At 60.8% G+C, this 16,044-nt stretch carries 15 protein-coding genes; 5 read left to right on the top strand and 10 right to left on the bottom strand.

Features of this window, described 5'->3' with window-relative positions:
- Window positions 1-13: 13 nt before the first annotated feature.
- The 4 genes from M0H32_RS27410 to M0H32_RS27395 form a co-directional block, all read right to left on the bottom strand.
- Complete coding sequence (locus tag M0H32_RS27410) at window positions 14-1,285, bottom strand: O-antigen ligase family protein (protein WP_248159786.1); 1,272 nt, start codon at window positions 1,283-1,285, stop codon at window positions 14-16.
- Window positions 1,282-2,886 carry an undecaprenyl-phosphate glucose phosphotransferase gene (locus M0H32_RS27405; protein WP_248159784.1) on the bottom strand — a complete coding sequence of 535 codons (1,605 nt, stop codon included), beginning with the start codon at window positions 2,884-2,886 and terminating at the stop codon, window positions 1,282-1,284. Before M0H32_RS27405 ends, M0H32_RS27410 begins: the two co-directional genes overlap by 4 nt.
- On the bottom strand, window positions 2,886-4,115 hold the full coding sequence (locus M0H32_RS27400; protein ID WP_248159782.1) for a glycosyltransferase family 4 protein: 1,230 nt from the start codon (window positions 4,113-4,115) through the stop codon (window positions 2,886-2,888). The genes M0H32_RS27405 and M0H32_RS27400 overlap by 1 nt, the downstream gene beginning before the upstream one ends.
- Window positions 4,116-4,221: 106 nt before the next feature.
- Complete coding sequence (locus M0H32_RS27395; RefSeq protein ID WP_248159780.1) at window positions 4,222-4,779, bottom strand: polysaccharide biosynthesis/export family protein; 558 nt, start codon at window positions 4,777-4,779, stop codon at window positions 4,222-4,224.
- 197 nt (window positions 4,780-4,976) lie between these two features.
- On the opposite strand from M0H32_RS27395, the gene M0H32_RS27390 reads away from it, so the two are divergent.
- Complete coding sequence (locus M0H32_RS27390; RefSeq protein ID WP_248159778.1) at window positions 4,977-7,355, top strand: exopolysaccharide transport family protein; 2,379 nt, start codon at window positions 4,977-4,979, stop codon at window positions 7,353-7,355.
- 20 nt (window positions 7,356-7,375) lie between these two features.
- On the opposite strand, the gene M0H32_RS27385 is transcribed toward M0H32_RS27390, so the two are convergent.
- The gene (locus M0H32_RS27385; RefSeq protein ID WP_248159776.1) at window positions 7,376-8,404 is read right to left on the bottom strand and encodes a GNAT family N-acetyltransferase; all 1,029 of its coding nucleotides are present in this window, start codon (window positions 8,402-8,404) and stop codon (window positions 7,376-7,378) included.
- Window positions 8,405-8,816: 412 nt separating this feature from the next.
- Here M0H32_RS27385 and M0H32_RS27380 point away from each other — a divergent pair, with 412 nt between their 5' ends.
- On the top strand, window positions 8,817-9,851 hold the full coding sequence (locus M0H32_RS27380) for a polysaccharide deacetylase family protein (protein ID WP_248159774.1): 1,035 nt from the start codon (window positions 8,817-8,819) through the stop codon (window positions 9,849-9,851).
- On the opposite strand, the gene M0H32_RS27375 is transcribed toward M0H32_RS27380, so the two are convergent.
- A complete protein-coding gene (locus M0H32_RS27375) occupies window positions 9,811-10,026 on the bottom strand; it encodes a DUF2842 domain-containing protein (protein ID WP_248159771.1) in 216 nt (71 codons plus the stop codon). The two genes, M0H32_RS27380 and M0H32_RS27375, sit on opposite strands and share 41 nt — an antisense overlap.
- A 149-nt stretch (window positions 10,027-10,175) precedes the next feature.
- Here M0H32_RS27375 and M0H32_RS27370 point away from each other — a divergent pair, with 149 nt between their 5' ends.
- Window positions 10,176-11,276: a COX15/CtaA family protein gene (locus M0H32_RS27370; protein WP_248159769.1), complete on the top strand. Its 1,101-nt coding sequence runs from the start codon at window positions 10,176-10,178 to the stop codon at window positions 11,274-11,276.
- Between the two features lie 173 nt (window positions 11,277-11,449).
- Window positions 11,450-11,983 carry a dihydrofolate reductase family protein gene (locus M0H32_RS27365; RefSeq protein ID WP_248159767.1) on the top strand — a complete coding sequence of 178 codons (534 nt, stop codon included), beginning with the start codon at window positions 11,450-11,452 and terminating at the stop codon, window positions 11,981-11,983.
- 45 nt (window positions 11,984-12,028) lie between these two features.
- On the opposite strand, the gene M0H32_RS27360 is transcribed toward M0H32_RS27365, so the two are convergent.
- The 4 genes from M0H32_RS27360 to M0H32_RS27350 form a co-directional block, all read right to left on the bottom strand.
- Window positions 12,029-13,309, bottom strand: coding sequence for an O-acetylhomoserine aminocarboxypropyltransferase (locus tag M0H32_RS27360; protein WP_248159765.1), 1,281 nt, complete (start codon window positions 13,307-13,309; stop codon window positions 12,029-12,031).
- A 134-nt stretch (window positions 13,310-13,443) separates the two neighbouring features.
- Entirely contained in the window at window positions 13,444-13,569 is a 126-nt protein-coding gene (locus M0H32_RS29590) for a hypothetical protein (RefSeq protein WP_282449587.1), read from the bottom strand.
- A gap of 394 nt (window positions 13,570-13,963) precedes the next feature.
- Window positions 13,964-14,149, bottom strand: a complete 186-nt coding sequence (locus tag M0H32_RS27355) for a hypothetical protein (protein ID WP_248159763.1) — start codon at window positions 14,147-14,149, stop codon at window positions 13,964-13,966.
- 104 nt (window positions 14,150-14,253) lie between these two features.
- Entirely contained in the window at window positions 14,254-14,784 is a 531-nt protein-coding gene (locus tag M0H32_RS27350; protein WP_248159761.1) for a CoA-binding protein, read from the bottom strand.
- Window positions 14,785-14,963: 179 nt separating this feature from the next.
- Here M0H32_RS27350 and M0H32_RS27345 point away from each other — a divergent pair, with 179 nt between their 5' ends.
- A complete protein-coding gene (locus M0H32_RS27345; RefSeq protein WP_248159760.1) occupies window positions 14,964-15,836 on the top strand; it encodes an AraC family transcriptional regulator in 873 nt (290 codons plus the stop codon).
- Window positions 15,837-16,044: the final 208 nt, after the last annotated feature.

Here is a 16,044-nt window from a genome sequence, read left to right as displayed (position 1 = left end):
AGGGGCCACCAGTTCAGCTTCGGGCTGAACCAACCCCGAAGGGGATGCCTTTCGACCGGCCCTTGCCCAGCTTCTCCGCGGCGATCAGGCCCCAGGCGAGGCCGTAGAGCATGTACATGTGCCGCCAGTGGTCCGTGTCGATGATCACCGACAGGATCAGATGGGCGGTGAAGACGGCAAAGACACAGTGGGTGAAGGCCGTCCAGGGGCGGGATTTGAAGAGAAGCGGCACCAGCGAGCAGAGCGTCCACAGGGCCATGAAGATATAGACCGTGCCGCCCAGCCAGCCATAGGTGGTGTACCCCTTCAGATAGACGTTGTGCTCGTCTTCCGGGAAATACTTGTTGAACTCCAGCGGGCCGAGGCCGAGGGGATGTTCCATCACCAGCTGGAAGCCGAGCGAATAGCGGGCGAACCGGCCGAGCCGGGCACCGTCATATTCCTGCACCAGCTTGGCGCGTTCGGCGAACATGTCGGAGACCGTCTCGATGGAAAGCGCCGCACCGATCAGGGCGGCAAAGGCGAGCACGCCCAGGACGCCCAGAAACACCAGCCGCGCCCGGCGCCGCGGGCTTTGCTCGGTTACCAGCGCCAGGAAATAGACCAGCAGCACCGACGCAAGCAACACACCCCATGCGCCGCGGGAAAAACTCAGGAAGACGGCAAGCAGGAGGATCGCCAGCGGCACCAGCAGCAGCAGGTTGCGCAGCACCGACTCGCGCAACAGCTTATGGATCAGCAGCACGGTCGGCAGCACCAGGAACGGACCGAACACGTTCGGATCCTGAAAGGTGCCGCGGGCGCGCTCATAAAGGGTGAAATACTCCGCGCCCGGAAACAGCTTGAAATAGCCGGCGATGCCGATGGTGGCGACAAGGACCGCGCTGATCGTGTAGCCGTTCTGGATGACCTTGTAGCGGCCCGGGTCGTCCGCCAGGATGGCGGCATAGAAGATCGCGGTAATCGCCAGGAAGCCGGAGACGGCGATATACATGATCGCGTCGCCCATCTCCTTGGCCATCGGGATTGAAGCGACACCGCCGGCGACATAGAGCATCAGGCAGATGATCAGCGGTCCGAACTCGCGCCTGAGCTTCAGCCCGCAGGCGAGCCAGACCACCGACAGAAGCGCCATATAGAGTTCGTAGGGCGCCGGTTCCTCGATGACGAAACCGGACAGGAACGCGGCGAGCCACAGGGCGCCGTTGCCCAGGCCTCTGGCCGTGAGACCGACTGGCGTGCGCACCATCGGGGCGCCGCCATAATGTCCGGCCGCAAGGCTCAATAGGCATTCTCCGTATTCAAAAGCCGGAACGGCGTCAGGAACAGGATCTTCAGGTCGAACAGGATCGACCAGTTCTCGATGTAATAGACGTCGCATTCGACGCGTTTCTGGATCTTTTCCGGCGTGTCGACTTCACCGCGCCAGCCGTTGATCTGGGCCCAGCCCGTGACGCCCGGCTTGACCTTGTGGCGGGCGAAATAGCCGTCGACGACATCGTCCCAGGTCTTGTTGTCGGTATGGGCGTTGACCGCATGCGGGCGCGGACCGACCAGCGACAGCGAGCCGGCGAGCACGTTGAAAAGCTGCGGCAGTTCGTCGATCGAGGTCTTGCGGATGAACCGTCCGACCCGTGTCACACGCGGGTCGCCTTTGGTCACCACCTTTTTCGCGTCCGGATCGGCCATTTCCGTGTACATGGAGCGGAACTTCAGGATCTCAATGATCTCGTTGTTGAAGCCGTAGCGCTTTTGCCTGAACAGGACCGGACCCTTGCTGTCGAGCTTGATGGCAAGGGCCGCGGCGATCATCACCGGGAAGAGGGCGATGATGGCGCCGATGGCAAAGACCAGGTCGAAGATCCGCTTGGCGACCATGTCCCAGTCGGCGATCGGCTTGGCGACCACGTCGACGAACGGCACGGTGCCGATGAAGCTGGCGTTGCGGTTGCGGAATCGGACCTTGTCGGTATGGGCCGACAGGCGGATATCCACCGGCAGGATCCAGAGCTTCTTCAAAAGCTCCAACACGCGCTGTTCGGCGCGCAGGGGAATGCAGACGATCAGCATGTCGATGCGGGCGAGGCGGGCGAATTCCACCAGCGCGCTGATATTGCCGAGCTTCGGATAGCCGGCGACCACCGGCGGCGAGCGGTCGTTGGAGCGGTCGTCGAAAATGCCGCAGATGCGGATGTCATTGTCGGCCTGCGCTTCCAGGTCGTGGATCAGTTCCTGGGCGGCGGTGCCACCGCCGACGATGATGGCGCGCCGTTCCAGGCGGCCGGAATTCATCCAGTGGCGTACGAGCCGGTAGACGACGACGCGCGACAGGCACAGACCCGTCAGGCTGAGGCCGTACCAGGCGCCGATCCAGGCGTCGGAAACACCGGCGCCGATGCCGGTAGTGGAACGCAGCACGGCGAACATTGCAAAGACCAGCGTCCAGCCGGCGGCAACGCGTCCAAGCTGGGACAGGCCCTGACGCATGACCGAAACCTGGTAGACGTCGGCCGCCTGAAAGAAGGCAAGGGCGAACAGCACCGCTGCGCCGGCGACGAAGAGATTTACCAGGCCAAGGCCGGCGGCTTCCGGACTGGTGAAGGCGGCAGCCATCGCGGTGCCGGCAATCAGCAGGATATCGGTCAAGCGCAGGAGACCGGTGAGAACCGGAACGGAGACGCCTTTTCCGCCAAGCCCTTGCGCAATTTCAATGGCTTCGGAGGTCAGGCTGGAATTGGCGGCCGACAGCATCTCCACATTTGTCGGAGACACCGCGCCGTGAACGGTATGTCTGAAATGTTTTTCCAACCGGTGCCCAAGGGGTGATCCGCCGGAAATCGGCTCCGGACCAACCGGGTCAGTGGGTTTGAAAGCGGGGGTGTTCATTATCGGTTGCTCGACCTTGCGTAAATCGTCTGGGCTCGTGACACCGCGGAGGAATTGTCCGCGGCGACCGGTGTCGAGCTTTCGGCCGGGGCGATGCCCTTGAGATCCTGATACAGCGTCGTGATGCGATCGCTCATCAGGTCGACCGAGAAGGTTTCGGCAAGACAGCCGCGCAGTTCCTTGGCCTGTTCGGCCATCTTGGCCGGATCCGCGAGCGCGTCTTCCATGGCCGTTGTCAGCTTGCCGATGTGGCCGGGTTCCACCAGCCGGTGAGAATAGCGGCCGAAAATTTCAGCGATGCCGCCGACACGCGTGGCGATCAGCGGCCGCTCGGCGGCAACCGTTTCCAGCACGATGTAGGGCATGGCCTCGGCGCGCGACGGGATCACCACGTTGCGGGCCAGTTGGAAGGCTTCGCGGGCGGGCAGGGCACCGTGGAAGGTCACCGCACGCTCCAGGCCGAGCTTGGCGACCATGTTGCGGTAGCGGTCCTCGTCAGGGCCTTCGCCGACAATATGCGCCCTCGGGGCCTCGCCAGTTTTCAGGCGTATATTGTACAGCGCCTCGATGAAGAGGTCGGGCCCTTTCAGGTCGCGCAGCATGCCGATATAGAGAAAATCGCCTGCGTCCGGACTGGCTTCGACCGGCTGGAATTCTTCCGGGGTCAGCCCGTTGTAAACGATCCGTGACTTCGCCTTCGGATGACCGACCTTGCTTTCATAGGCTGCGGCCTCGTAGTCGGAGACAAAGACAAGACCGTCGGTGAACTGGCCGAGGCCGCGCTCGATGGCGTGGTAGACCCGCCCTTCGAAACGGTTGGGATCATAGTGGAGGCTGCCGCCATGCGGGCAATAGACCCGCTTGACGTTCTGGCCGCGCAGCTTGAGGAAGGTGCCGATGAGCCGGACATAGGCACCACCCTTGGCACCGTGCCCGTGCAGGATGTCCGCGTTCAGATCCCGGATGTGCCGGTAGAGCGCATGCGTTGCCGAGAGATCCTGAAGGGTCAGCTGGCGCTGCATGGGAAAGCGTGCCAGACCGAGCGCGAGTTTCGGCCGCAATTGCTCCAGCAGCTGATTGTCGAATGCGCTGCCCGTGCTGCTGTCGCAAACGAGGCCGACATCGTGGCCCGCTTCGGCCTGGCAGGTCGCCAGGTCGCGAATATGGCGGAAGATTCCGCCGATCGGCGAGCGAACACAATGCACGATCCGCATGGGAGTCGTTGTCATGGTGCAGTATCCCTGTTCCCGCCCCCAGGTTTCTTATTGAACCTGTGGGGTCCTGAAACTGCACCCTAACAAAGGGAGATGAGTCCACGGTTAACTTGGACTGGCCCTAAAAATAGCGCTCGCGGACGTAAATTGTGTCTCCCGGACGCACAGGGTCCGAAATGGGCACACGCCCGTTTAGAATTTCACCGTTGATCTGGCGGGTCACATCGACGTCGTTCTGCAGCGCCCGCGAACTGAAACCGCCGGCCGTGGCAATGGCGTTCTGAACGGTCATGCCGGCGACGTAATTGTACTGGCCTGCATTTTGCACTTCGCCCATCACGAAGATCGGGCGATAGGTATCGACTTCCACGGACACATCCGGATCGCGGATATACCCCTGGCGCAGCTTGGTAGCGATAATGGCGGCCAGACCTTGCTGCGTCTTACCGCGCGCGGCGACGCTGCCAATCAGGGGGAAGGAAATATATCCAGCCTGATCAACGACATAGGTGTTTGACAGGTCGTCCTGGCCAAACACAATGATGCGCAGCCTGTCGCTTGAATCCAAGACGTAAGGCTGTGTCAGTGTCTCATGAAAGGCTGTCGGCGGCTGTCTGTACCCACTGCATGCAGCGAGGCCCAGGCACAAGGCCAGGACAACAAGCGCTCTCGTTCGCATCAACGACTCTCCTACAATTCGGAGACAGCATCGCGTGTTATGGTTAATTGAGGGTGAAGAGGATTTGGAACCTGTCGGGAGCCCTGTCAGAATTGCGCATGCATTAATTAACAGGTGGTCCGATGCGTCTGAAACGACCTTAACTGATCGCTTACCATAATTCGACATAGTTTGCCGGTATTTTGGAGTTTCAAGCAATGAACGCTGAGCGGCAGACACATTCCGAAGACGATATGGCGCTGGATCTGGGTGGTCTGTTGCGGGCGATCGGCCGTGCCCTGGGGTGGTTGCTGCCCCTGACGCTGTTTGTCGCCGCCGCCGTGTTCATGGGGCTGCAGCTCGTTGCGCCCAAATACAAGGCCGAAGCGCGTCTCATCATCGAAAGCACCGACAATCTTCCCGGCGCGTCCCGCGGCCAGGAGGAGGAGCGGGCGCTGCTCGACAGCGAAGGTGTCGTCAGTCAGGTCCAGCTGCTGAAATCAGCGGATCTGGCAAGGCGGGTGGCCAGCAAGCTCAATCTCGCCGCGATTCCGGAATTCGACGCCCAGGGGGCGAGCAATCCGTTTGACTTGCTGTTTTCGATGATCGGCCTCTTGCCCCAGTCGGAAGGCAACAGCGAAGAAGAGCGCGTCCTCAAGCACTATTACGAGAACCTGGAGATCTACCGGCTGGAAGGCTCCCGGGTGATCGCGGTCGACTATACGTCCGAAAGCCCGGTGCTGGCCGCCAAGGTGGCCAACACGATTGTCGACGAATATCTGGCCGTCCAGTCCAGCGCAAAACGGGAAACCACCGAACTCGCCTCGGCCGCGCTCGAGCCGCAAATCCTTGAATTGCGCAAGGAAGTGCAGGCCGCCCGTCAGGCCGTTTCGGATTTCAGGGCGCGTGCGGATCTGTTGATCGGTGCGGACAACATTCCACTGAACCAGCAACGGCTCGCCGAGACCAGCACCGCCTATTCGGAAGCCCAGGCGGCCAAGGCCGAAGCCCGGGCCAAGGCGGACCTGATCCGGGAACTCCTGAATTCCGGCGGGTCGCTGGAAACCGCAAGCGACGTCTTGAGTTCCCAGCTGATCCAGCGGCTCAGGGAACGGCAGGTCGAGATCCAGTCGAACATCGCCGAACTCTCCATCACCCTTCTGCCGGGCCATCCGCAGCTCAAGGCGCTTCAGTCGCAGCTTGGCGATTATGACCGGCAGATCCGCTCTGAAGCCCGCAAGATCCTGCAGGGACTGGAAAACGATGCCAAGGTGGCCGATCAGCGAGCCAAGGCCCTTTCGGCCCAGCTGGATGAGCTCAAGACCGCCGCCGCCAAATCCAACGCCGATCAGGCGCGTCTAGCCGAGCTGGAGCGCGAAGCCAATGCCAAGGCCGCGCAGCTCGATCAGTTGCTGCTGAGCTATCAGGAAGCCGATTCCCGGCTGCGTGCCCAGGTGCTGCCGGCGGATGCCCGCATCATCTCGCGGGCCAGCGTGCCGGTTGAACCGGATTCGCCGAAAATCATCGCCAGCACGATCATTGCCACCCTGGTCACGCTTATTCTGGGATGCGCCCTGGTGTTGATGCGCGAATTCCTGAGCGGCAACGCGCTTTACCGGATGCAGGAAGCTTCTTCGGCACGGCCGCAGACGGGGCGAGATGACCGGAGCGAACCGCCGGGCCGCTCCACGGGGGGCGCTCCGGGTGAGCCATATGGCTGGGGACGCGACTACGGCCAGACCGTCGCCAGTTACCGGATCGAGCCGGGGCAATGGGATCGCGCTCCCGCGCAGGCGGAAGGCGCACTGGACGAGGCGGAACTTGCCGAAGGGCCGGCCGCACAGGACCTGGACCATGAAGAGGTGCCCGCCGCCATGGAGGAAAAACCTGCGCGGCGGTCCGGGCGGCGGCCCCGGTCGACATCTCGTTACGATCACGATGTTGCGCCCGATTGGGTCGGCGATCTGAGAAGCGCGCGGCAAATGGACGACGAAATCGAGCGTCCGGCTGCGCCTGCGGCAAAGCTGCAGCCGACCCATGCCGGTGACGTCGATCCCAGAGGCCGGATAGTCGTTCTGAGCGTGGATGACGAGGGCCTGTCCCATGATCTGGCCTTCGATCTGGTGCGCCGGGCCGCAAAGGGCGGCCGGTCGGCATTGATCATGGAGGTCTTTCCGGAACAGGCCAACGCCAAGGCGGCGGAAGGTTTTTCAGATATCGTTGCCGGCAACGCGCCTTTTGCCAAAGTGGTCTATCGGGATGCGGGCTCCAAGGCCCATATCATCGAGGCCGGCCGGGTCAAGATCAGCGACGACATGGTCGACACCGATCGGTTCAGACTGGCGCTCGAAGCCATCAAATCCACTTATGAGGCCGTGGTGGTCGATCTGGGGGCGATTGACGGAACGCTGGCGAGTGCCCGCATGCTCAGCTTTGCCGACCGGGTGCTGATTGCGGCGAGCGCGCCGGACAACGGGCACGAGCTGCAAAGTGCGGCCAATCTGCTGGCCCACAACACCGGAGCGACTGTGGAAGTCGTGATTGCCGGGGATAGCGGTCCGGGGCCGCGCCGCAACGATGACGGGCACGCGGCCTGACGCCGGAAACAAGTCTTTTCCTAGGTCTTTTGATCGGGCGCCTTTGACAGCCCGGCTTTCCATTTGCGCAAACGGCGCACCAGCGGCCAGAGCACGGGCGAATTGCGAACAGTGGCCTTCGCCCTGAGCCGCGCCTTTTCAACGGCAAGTTTGACGGAACCTTTCCAGGTGACAGCCTTCAGGCTGTCGCAGAGCGGAACAGGATCCGCCCAGCCGGTTTTGTAGCGCTCCTCACCCAGGCCGAGATCGATCGTGTCCAGATCCGGGTCGGAGCATGCCTGATCGATGATGTCCTTGATCAGGACAAGTCCGGGACTGTTGGGCAGCATGTTGTCATGGGCGATGCTGTTGCTATAGGCAAAGCGGGTGCCGCCCTGATCCACGCAAAGGTACGTGGCGCGGATAGCGCCGCCGGTCTCCAGATACCAGAGCTCCATCAGCCTGGGCTGATGCTCCGGGACTTCCCCGGCAATGCCCAGGAGACGAGCGAGAAACGCCTGCGCGGCGGGCGTGTCAAAGACATTCGGGATTCCGCTCTCGCCGGCCCTGACGGCGCGCTGCTCCAGAAAGGCGTCAAGGCCTCTTTTGATCTCCACCGGCGTCTCCGCTTTGCGGATCCGATACTCACCTGCCGCCTGCAGGTGGCGTTCCTTGCGCAAAAGGTTCTTGCGCGAAGACTTGCTGTGACCTTGTTGAAAGAGCTGCTCGAAGTCGCCGCCAAGCGTGCGTCTGAAAACCGGGCTTGGACTGGCGGTTGCGTCGGCAAGCACCAGCGGGTGAGGGCGCCCGTGCCAGGTGTGCGGAACGTTTTCCAGTTTCAGAAGGTCCGCGCCGGTCTGGTCGCAAATCCCGGTCAGGAATGCCGTGATCTGGTCCGACGTCACCTCATGGTACATGTCCTTGTCCCAGAGACCCGTGTTCTGGTTGCCGTGCTGATGACCGAGAAACGACAGCGTGCCGATGCTGGCGGAACGTTCAAGGCCAAGCGGCAACACCACGACGATCCTGTTTTCAACAGTACCAACCGCAATATACGGCGTAATCTTCAAGTGCTGTCCCACCGTGCCGAGCCAGGTCTCCAGCCAGTCCGGCGAATGGTAAGGAAGATCACCATGTGCATCTTTTAGTTGTTGCCAGCCGGGTCGCGCTTCGCTAAGCCTCGTAAATATGGACAATTGCAGTTCAGGTACGGGACGGCTCATGGCGTTGCCTTGCGAGGGGCCGCTGGCAGTCTGAAACGGCTTCTGGAAATCGGATAAACCATTTTGAGCGAACATGAAGGACAGACTGGAAGACGCGCTGGCAGAACGAACTAACTCTCGATAGATTTAGCAATAATTATTAAAGAAAGCGTGCCTTACTGGCACCATCATTCAAGGCGGGCATCACAGCCAAATGGCAATGCGGCAAAAGGCAGTCACACGTGCATTCAGCGTTCTGAAAGGAACGGGGCTGGGACGGATGCTGGCACCGTTTACGCAAGGGTGCGGCGCCGTTTTCATGATGCACCATGTGCGCCCGGCGCGCACGGATCCATTCCAGCCGAACAAACATCTGGAAATCTCGCCAGAGTTCCTGCGCGCCGCCATTGAGCGCATCAGGGCGAACGGCTATGAGATCATTTCGATGGACGAGGCGGTGGATCTGCTCAAGTCCGGCTATGGCCATCATCGCTATGCCGTTTTGACCTTCGACGACGGTTACCGGGACAATCTGGAAGTCGCCTATCCGATCCTGAAGGAAATGGACGCCCCGTTCACAGTGTTCGTTACTTCGGGTCTGGTCGACCGCACGAGCGAGTTGTGGTGGGTCGCGCTGGAGCGGATCATCGCGGACAACGACGAAGTCGTGTTCACGCAGGCCGGCGGGGCGGGCGGGCTTTCCTGCCGCACGGCGGCAGAGAAGAACATCTGCTTTGAAAAGATCGTCGATCACCTGACTTTGGAAGTCGGCGAGCAGGACCAGCGCCTGATCGTACGCTCCCTGGCTGAGCGTTATGGCATCGATCTGAAGGCGCTGTCGGATACGCTGGTCATGACCTGGGACGAGCTGAGAACGCTTGCGGCCGACCCGCTGGTGACAATCGGTGCCCACACTCACGACCATTTTGCCATGGCGCGCCTGGAGCCGCAGGACGCCCGCGCCGACGTCGAAAAAGGTCTGCAGCGGCTGGAGGCGGAATTGGGACGGCGGCCGAAGCATTTCGCCTATCCCTATGGCAAATCCTACGCGGTCGGACCGCGTGACGCGGATATCGTGCGCGAGATCGGCTTTGCCTCGTCGGTCACGACCCTGCCGGGCGTGCTGCAGTCGGTCAATGCGCGTGATCCGATGATGTTGCCGCGTGTCTCCCTGAACGGACGGTTCCAGGATCCGGCCGTGGTCGATCAGTATCTGACGGGCGCGCCGTTCGCGCTCTACCGCATGGCTCGCTGGGCGGCGACCGGCTTTGGCGTCAGGTCCGGGGTTTCCCGCTTTTTCCCATCCACGAGATGATCGCGCCGGCCGGGATCACCCAGACGAGACCGGCAATGGCGAAATAGGTCAGGCGCACCAGGGTGGACGCATCCTGCAGCGTCAGGTCGCCGATCACCATTGCGATCAGGGCATAGGTGATGACATAGACGACCAGCACGACCATGCCGATGAAGCTGCGAAACGAAGGAACCATGTCGGGACTTGTCCGTTGACTGAAGTAAAACGCGCGGCTGCGAGGGACCTTTTGACGCAAAGTGCCCGTGACCGCTTGCCGACCTGCCCCTGCACCTATATCTCCGCTCGCAAAAGGTCAAATCCATCGACACATACCGGGGTCGGTTCATGATTGTGAATGCTGACAGTGCAACATCCGGCCAGGGCTTCGTTTCGCCCGCCAGACTGCAGAAGATTTCGCGCGATCGGGCGATGATCCGCTGGTGGCTCTATTTCGTCTGTGCGCTGATCCTGGCGATGGTGGTTGTCGGCGGGGCAACGCGCCTGACCGAATCCGGCCTGTCGATTACCGAATGGAAGCCGATCCACGGGATCATTCCGCCGCTGAGCGTGGCTGAATGGGAAGAGGAACTGGAAAAATACCGCCAGATCCCGGAATACCAGCTCATCAACAAGGGCATGAGCCTGGAAGAATTCAAGTTCATCTTCTGGTGGGAATGGAGCCACCGGCAGCTCGGACGTTTCATCGGCATCGCGTTTTTCGTGCCGATGGTGTTCTTTTGGGCGACGCGCAGGGTCGAACCCTGGCTGAAACCTCGGCTACTGGCCGGGCTCGTGCTTGGCGGATTGCAGGGTTTTGTCGGCTGGTGGATGGTGGCGTCGGGTCTTGTCGACCGGGTCGATGTCAGCCAGTACCGGCTTGCCACCCACCTGACGCTGGCACTGATCATCTTCGCCTATCTGTTCTGGCTGGCGCGCAGACTGGCGCCCTTGCCGGAACCGGATCCCTTTGAACGCGACCGCTTGAGCGGGATCGGCAAAATCACGCTCGCGCTGGTTTTTGTGCAGATCTTTCTGGGCGGCTTGGTCGCGGGCTTGAATGCCGGGCTCACCTTCAACACCTGGCCGCTCATGGACGGGCAAATCGTTCCGAAGGGGCTTCTGGCCATGCAGCCGGCCTGGCTGAACTTTTTCGAGAACGTGATGACGGTGCAGTTCCAGCACCGCATGACCGCCTATCTTCTCATCGCCGTTGCGCTCATCCTGACCGTCGGTACGCTCCGGGTCAGCCAGCGCAAGGAGCTGCGCAGGGCCGGAGCCCATGTTGGCGGGTTTGTGTTGCTTCAGGCCGTCTTCGGCATTCTGACCCTGATCCTGCACGTACCGCTGTCCGTCGCGCTTATCCACCAGGGCTTTGCCGTGATCGTGCTGGCGGCGAGCGTGGATTATCTGGCGGTGCTGCGCGGCAGTTTTCCGATTAATCGATGAAACCTGGCCCATTCCGCGCTCACGTCCACTGGCGTGAGCGCCGTTTCGGCGGGTTGACGTTGCAAATTGCGTATTGCTAAAAGTGGGTCAAAGAGGAGCGCTCCGACGATGAACAAGTAAAACCGATCGAAAATGGCCTTAGGCCTCATTGGATTTTACTTGCGGAGCACATCATGCAACCCATCATTTATGACGTGGCTGTCTCTATCGACGGCTACATATCCGGTCCAGGCGGCGACATTTCAAAATTCGCGCATGAGGGACCTGTTGTTGACGACTATTTTGAGCGAATGAGGCACTACGCCGTCGCGATCATGGGCCGTCATACCTATGAATTTGGTTACAGATTCGGTCTGGAACCGGGCGCAAACCCCTACAAACACATGCGGACCTATGTTTTTTCGAAGGGGCTCAAATTGCCTGAGGGCAGCGATGTCACTGTTGTTGATGCCATCGACTGCACAGAGCTCCAATCTTTGAGACGGTCTGCCTCTGGGCCGATCTATCTGTGCGGAGGCGGCTCATTTGCCGGAACCTTGCTGTCGGCCGGGCTCATCGACCGGGTCCGCCTGAAACGCGCACCCATTCTGTTGGGCGGCGGAACCTGTCTCTTCGATGGAGCGACGAAGCCACCCGCTTTCGCCATCTTGCAAACGCGCTCCTACGACAATGGCTACGTGTTTCAGGAATACGAAGTGAAACGCTAAGGGGGCGCCCCAAACCCCAGGATGGGGTTTGGGGCCTTTTGTGTCTTACCCCGACAGGGCCTGATCCAGATCGGCGATGATGTCGTCGACATCCTCCAGCCCCACGGAAATGCGAACAACGTCCGGGCCCGCGCCGGCCGCCGTCTTCTGCTCGTCGGTGAGCTGGCGGTGGGTGGTGGAGGCCGGGTGGATGATCAGGCTGCGCGTATCGCCGATATTGGCGAGATGCGAAAACAGCTCGACCTTGCTCACCAGCGCCACGCCCGTGTCGTAGCCGCCTTCGACACCGAAGGTGAACACCGCGCCCGCGCCCTTGGGCATGTATTTCTGCTGGAGCGAATGATGCTTGTCCTCGGGCAGGGCGGCATAGGATACCCATTTGACCTTGTCATGGCCGCTCAGATGCAGCGCGACTTTCTTGGCATTGTCGGAATGGCGCTGCATGCGCAGCGGCAGGGTCTCGATGCCGGTCAGGATCATGAAGGCGTTGAACGGCGAGATCGCCGGGCCGAGATCGCGCAGGCCGAGCACCCGGCAGGCAATGGCGAAGGCGAAATTGCCGAAGGTCTCGTGCAGCACGATGCCCTGGTATTCCGGACGCGGCTCGGACAGCAGCGGATAATTGCCGCTGGCCGACCAGTCGAAACTGCCGCCGTCGACAATGATGCCACCCATGGAATTGCCGTGACCGCCCATGAACTTGGTCAGGGAGTGCAGCACGATATCGGCGCCATGCTCGATCGGCCGGCAGAGATAGGGCGTGGCCATGGTGTTGTCGACGACCAGCGGAACGCCCTTGGCCTTGGCGAGTGCCGCGATGGCTTCGATGTCGACAACGATGCCGCCCGGATTGGCGAGGCTTTCGATGAAGATCGCGCGGGTCTTGTCGTCGATCGCGGCTTCGAAACTGCTGATGTCAGCCGGATCGGCCCATTTGACACCCCAGCCGAAGCTTTTGAAGGAATGATTGAGCTGATTGATCGAGCCGCCATAGAGCTTGTTGGCGGCAACAATGTTGTCGCCCGGCTGCATCAGTGTGTGGAAGCACAGGAGCTGGGCGGAATGGCCGGAGGCCGTCGCCAGCGCCGCCGTGCCGCCTTCCAGGGCCGCGACGCGCTCTTCCAGGACAGCGGTGGTCGGATTGGTGATGCGGGTATAGATGTTGCCGAAGGCCTGCAGGCCGAACAGGGAAGCAGCGTGATCGACATCGTCGAAAACGAAGGACGTGGTCTGATAGATCGGGGTCGCCCGCGCGCCGGTCGACGGATCAGGCGCCGCGCCGGCATGAATGGCAAGTGTTGAAAAACCTGGAATATTTTCGCTCATGAAAGGACCTCCCTGTTGGATTGGCGGCCAGTTTGACCGAAGGGGTAGGGCAGGTCAAAGAACGTTTTTCTGTTTCAGAGGGTCTCGTCAAAAATGCCGAGCTTTTTCCACGCGGCAAGGCAGAAAACAGCGGTTCAGCGATCGGACAAGTCGTTGCGTGTGCTTGCCTTGACCGAGAAATAGACACTGAACAGCAGCACGACCGCGACAAGCGGCAGGCTCCAGGCCAAAAGGGCGGTGTCACCTAATGCAGATAGCATGATGGCCTCCAACCGTGTCCGTTGAGGAATGACGTTGTTAAAAGTTAACGGAAGCTTATGGAGAAACTGGAAACAGAACTGGGCGCATTCGCCGCGAATTCAACGCAAGGTCGTTTCAATAGAAAATAAAATTTTCGGTTTTGTTCGGTTGTGCCGGATCGATGCGCCCGTCTATTGCTGCTGCCGCAAGCGAATGAGGAAGATGAGGCAGACGATAAAGGCCAGGCTGGCAATGCCGAAGATCATTTCCGAGCTCCCCCGAGGCGAGCGACAGGACGGATGCTTGACCTACTGCCTTCGCGTCAAACGATGGGGATTGGTAAGCCAGTCAAGAGGGGCACGCAAGAGTTGAATTGAGAGAAAGCTTTTCTTTTTCAGCATGTGTCCCGCGTGGTCATCGCTCGTCGACTTCCTGGCTGGAAAACGGCCCGGGATCGCGCGGCCAGTTTTCATCGCGCGCCGCGAAGGGGGAACCGCCTTCCGGCTTGTGCGCCAGGGCGAACAGCACCAGCGACACCAGGCCGGCCATCGCCAGAAGGACCCATTCTATCGCTGTAAACAGGGTGGGATCGGGGGGCATTGCAAATCCCTTCGCGCCTTTCGTCCGGTCAGTCTTGAAACACATCAAAACTGCCGGGTGAGGATTGCGCGAAGCTGGCGGCCCCGAACCATTCCGACTTGGTGTTAGCTCGATTTGTTACCGGAAAGGCCGCGGTGCTGAAAGCCGGATTTGAGTGTCGGACGTTTCGACGACAGTGTCCTGGAATTGACCCCCGCCCAGCCGATTTCTCCGGAAAGGCGGCCATATTCAATCTTCGGACAACGGTTCATCACCATCTTGATCCCGGCCGCTTCCGCCCGCACGGCGGCCTCGTCATGGCGTACCGTCAGCTGCATCCAGATCACCTTCGGCAATTGGCCGCTGGCAAGCACCTGGTCGACAATCTCGCCCGCGGCTGCCGAATTGCGGAAGATGTCGATCATGTCCGGCACGCCCGGCAGCTCTTCGAGAGAGGCATAGACCTTCTGGCCGAGGATCTCCTTGCCGGCCTGACCCGGATTGATCGGCCAGACCTCGTAGCCCTTCGACAGCAGATATTTCAGCACAAAATAGGAGGGGCGGACATTGTTGGCACTGGCGCCGATCATTGCCACCGTTTTGACCTCGTCCAGAATACCGCTGATATAGGCGTCGGAATAGGCGTCTTGATTCATGAAAGAGGGTCCTTAGCGTTACGGCGCTATCCAATGCCAATTCGATGCCGTTCGCAAGGGGAGGCATACGACATTGGGCGGCGGCAAATGCGCACGGACGGTCAGGTAAGGCCGCACCGGGATTGCTAGGGAAAGACGGCCAGGCGCAGCATTGGTGCGCCGAATACGGGAGATCAAGAATGGCTGGCTGGAACCACCGGATCGCCAAAGCGATTGACGAGATTGACCGGACCCTGGACGGGCCGCTCGATGTCGACGCGCTTTCCGGAACCGCTGCCTGTTCGCGTTTCCATTTTCAACGGCTGTTTTCCGCAATCGTCGGGATCAGCGTCGGCGAATACCGGCGGCTGATGCTTCTGAGGCGGGCCGGACAGCAACTTGCCTTCCGCGGCAATGTTTCCGTCACCGAGATCGGCTTCGACGCCGGTTACGAGAATGCGGAAAGCTTTTCGCGCGCCTTCCGGCGGGCGTTTGGGCAAAGCCCGTCAGGCTTTCGCACCGCGCCCGACTGGGCCGCCTGGCATCGCACCTACGACCCTCTCCTGGAGAAGAAAGGACGTCTCATGCCAGACACAGGTCTTGATTTTGACAGCGTTCGGATTGCCGACTTCCCGGAAACGAAGGTGGCTGTCCTGAAACACAGGGGACCTGCCTCCGAAGTGCCCGCCTCCGTGCAGCGCTTCATCGCCTGGCGCAAGGCCCATGGCACACCGCCTCCCAGAAGCGCGACCTACAACATCCTTTATGACGACCCCAAAACCACGCCGGCGGCAGACTTCCGCATGGATATCTGCTGTGCGGAGACTGGAGCAATCGCGGAAAATGGCGCGGGCGTTGTCGCCCGGACAATCCCCGCCGGGCGTTGCGCCGTTCTGCGCCACAAGGGACCGCTGGAATTCGCCGAAGCGGCGATCCGGTCGCTCTATCGTGACTGGTTGCCGCAAAGCGCTGAGGAACCGCGCGACTTCCCGCTGTTCATCCAGCGCCTCAGTTTCTTTCCGGATGTCGCGGAGCACGAAGCGGAAACGGATATTTTCCTGCCGTTGGTGTGAGGCGGCCCATTTCACCGATGTCATCTCCGTGCAAGCGGAGACCCGGGACTCTTCATAGTTTGAATATGCAAACCAACACCCGCCCGGGAGTCCTGTTGGGGTGGACGGCCCCTACGGCATCGATGTGCCAGAATGAGGTTGTTGATGATCTCAAACGATGGAGCCGTCCATGAAGAATATTAGCCGTGTTGGAATGGATACGTCCAAG

The organism is Roseibium sediminicola, assembly GCF_023156505.1.
GTDB classification, from domain to species: Bacteria; Pseudomonadota; Alphaproteobacteria; order Rhizobiales; family Stappiaceae; genus Roseibium; species Roseibium sediminicola.
The sequence above is the reverse complement of the archived record's forward strand: the minus strand, read 5'-3'. Positions and strand labels throughout refer to the sequence as shown.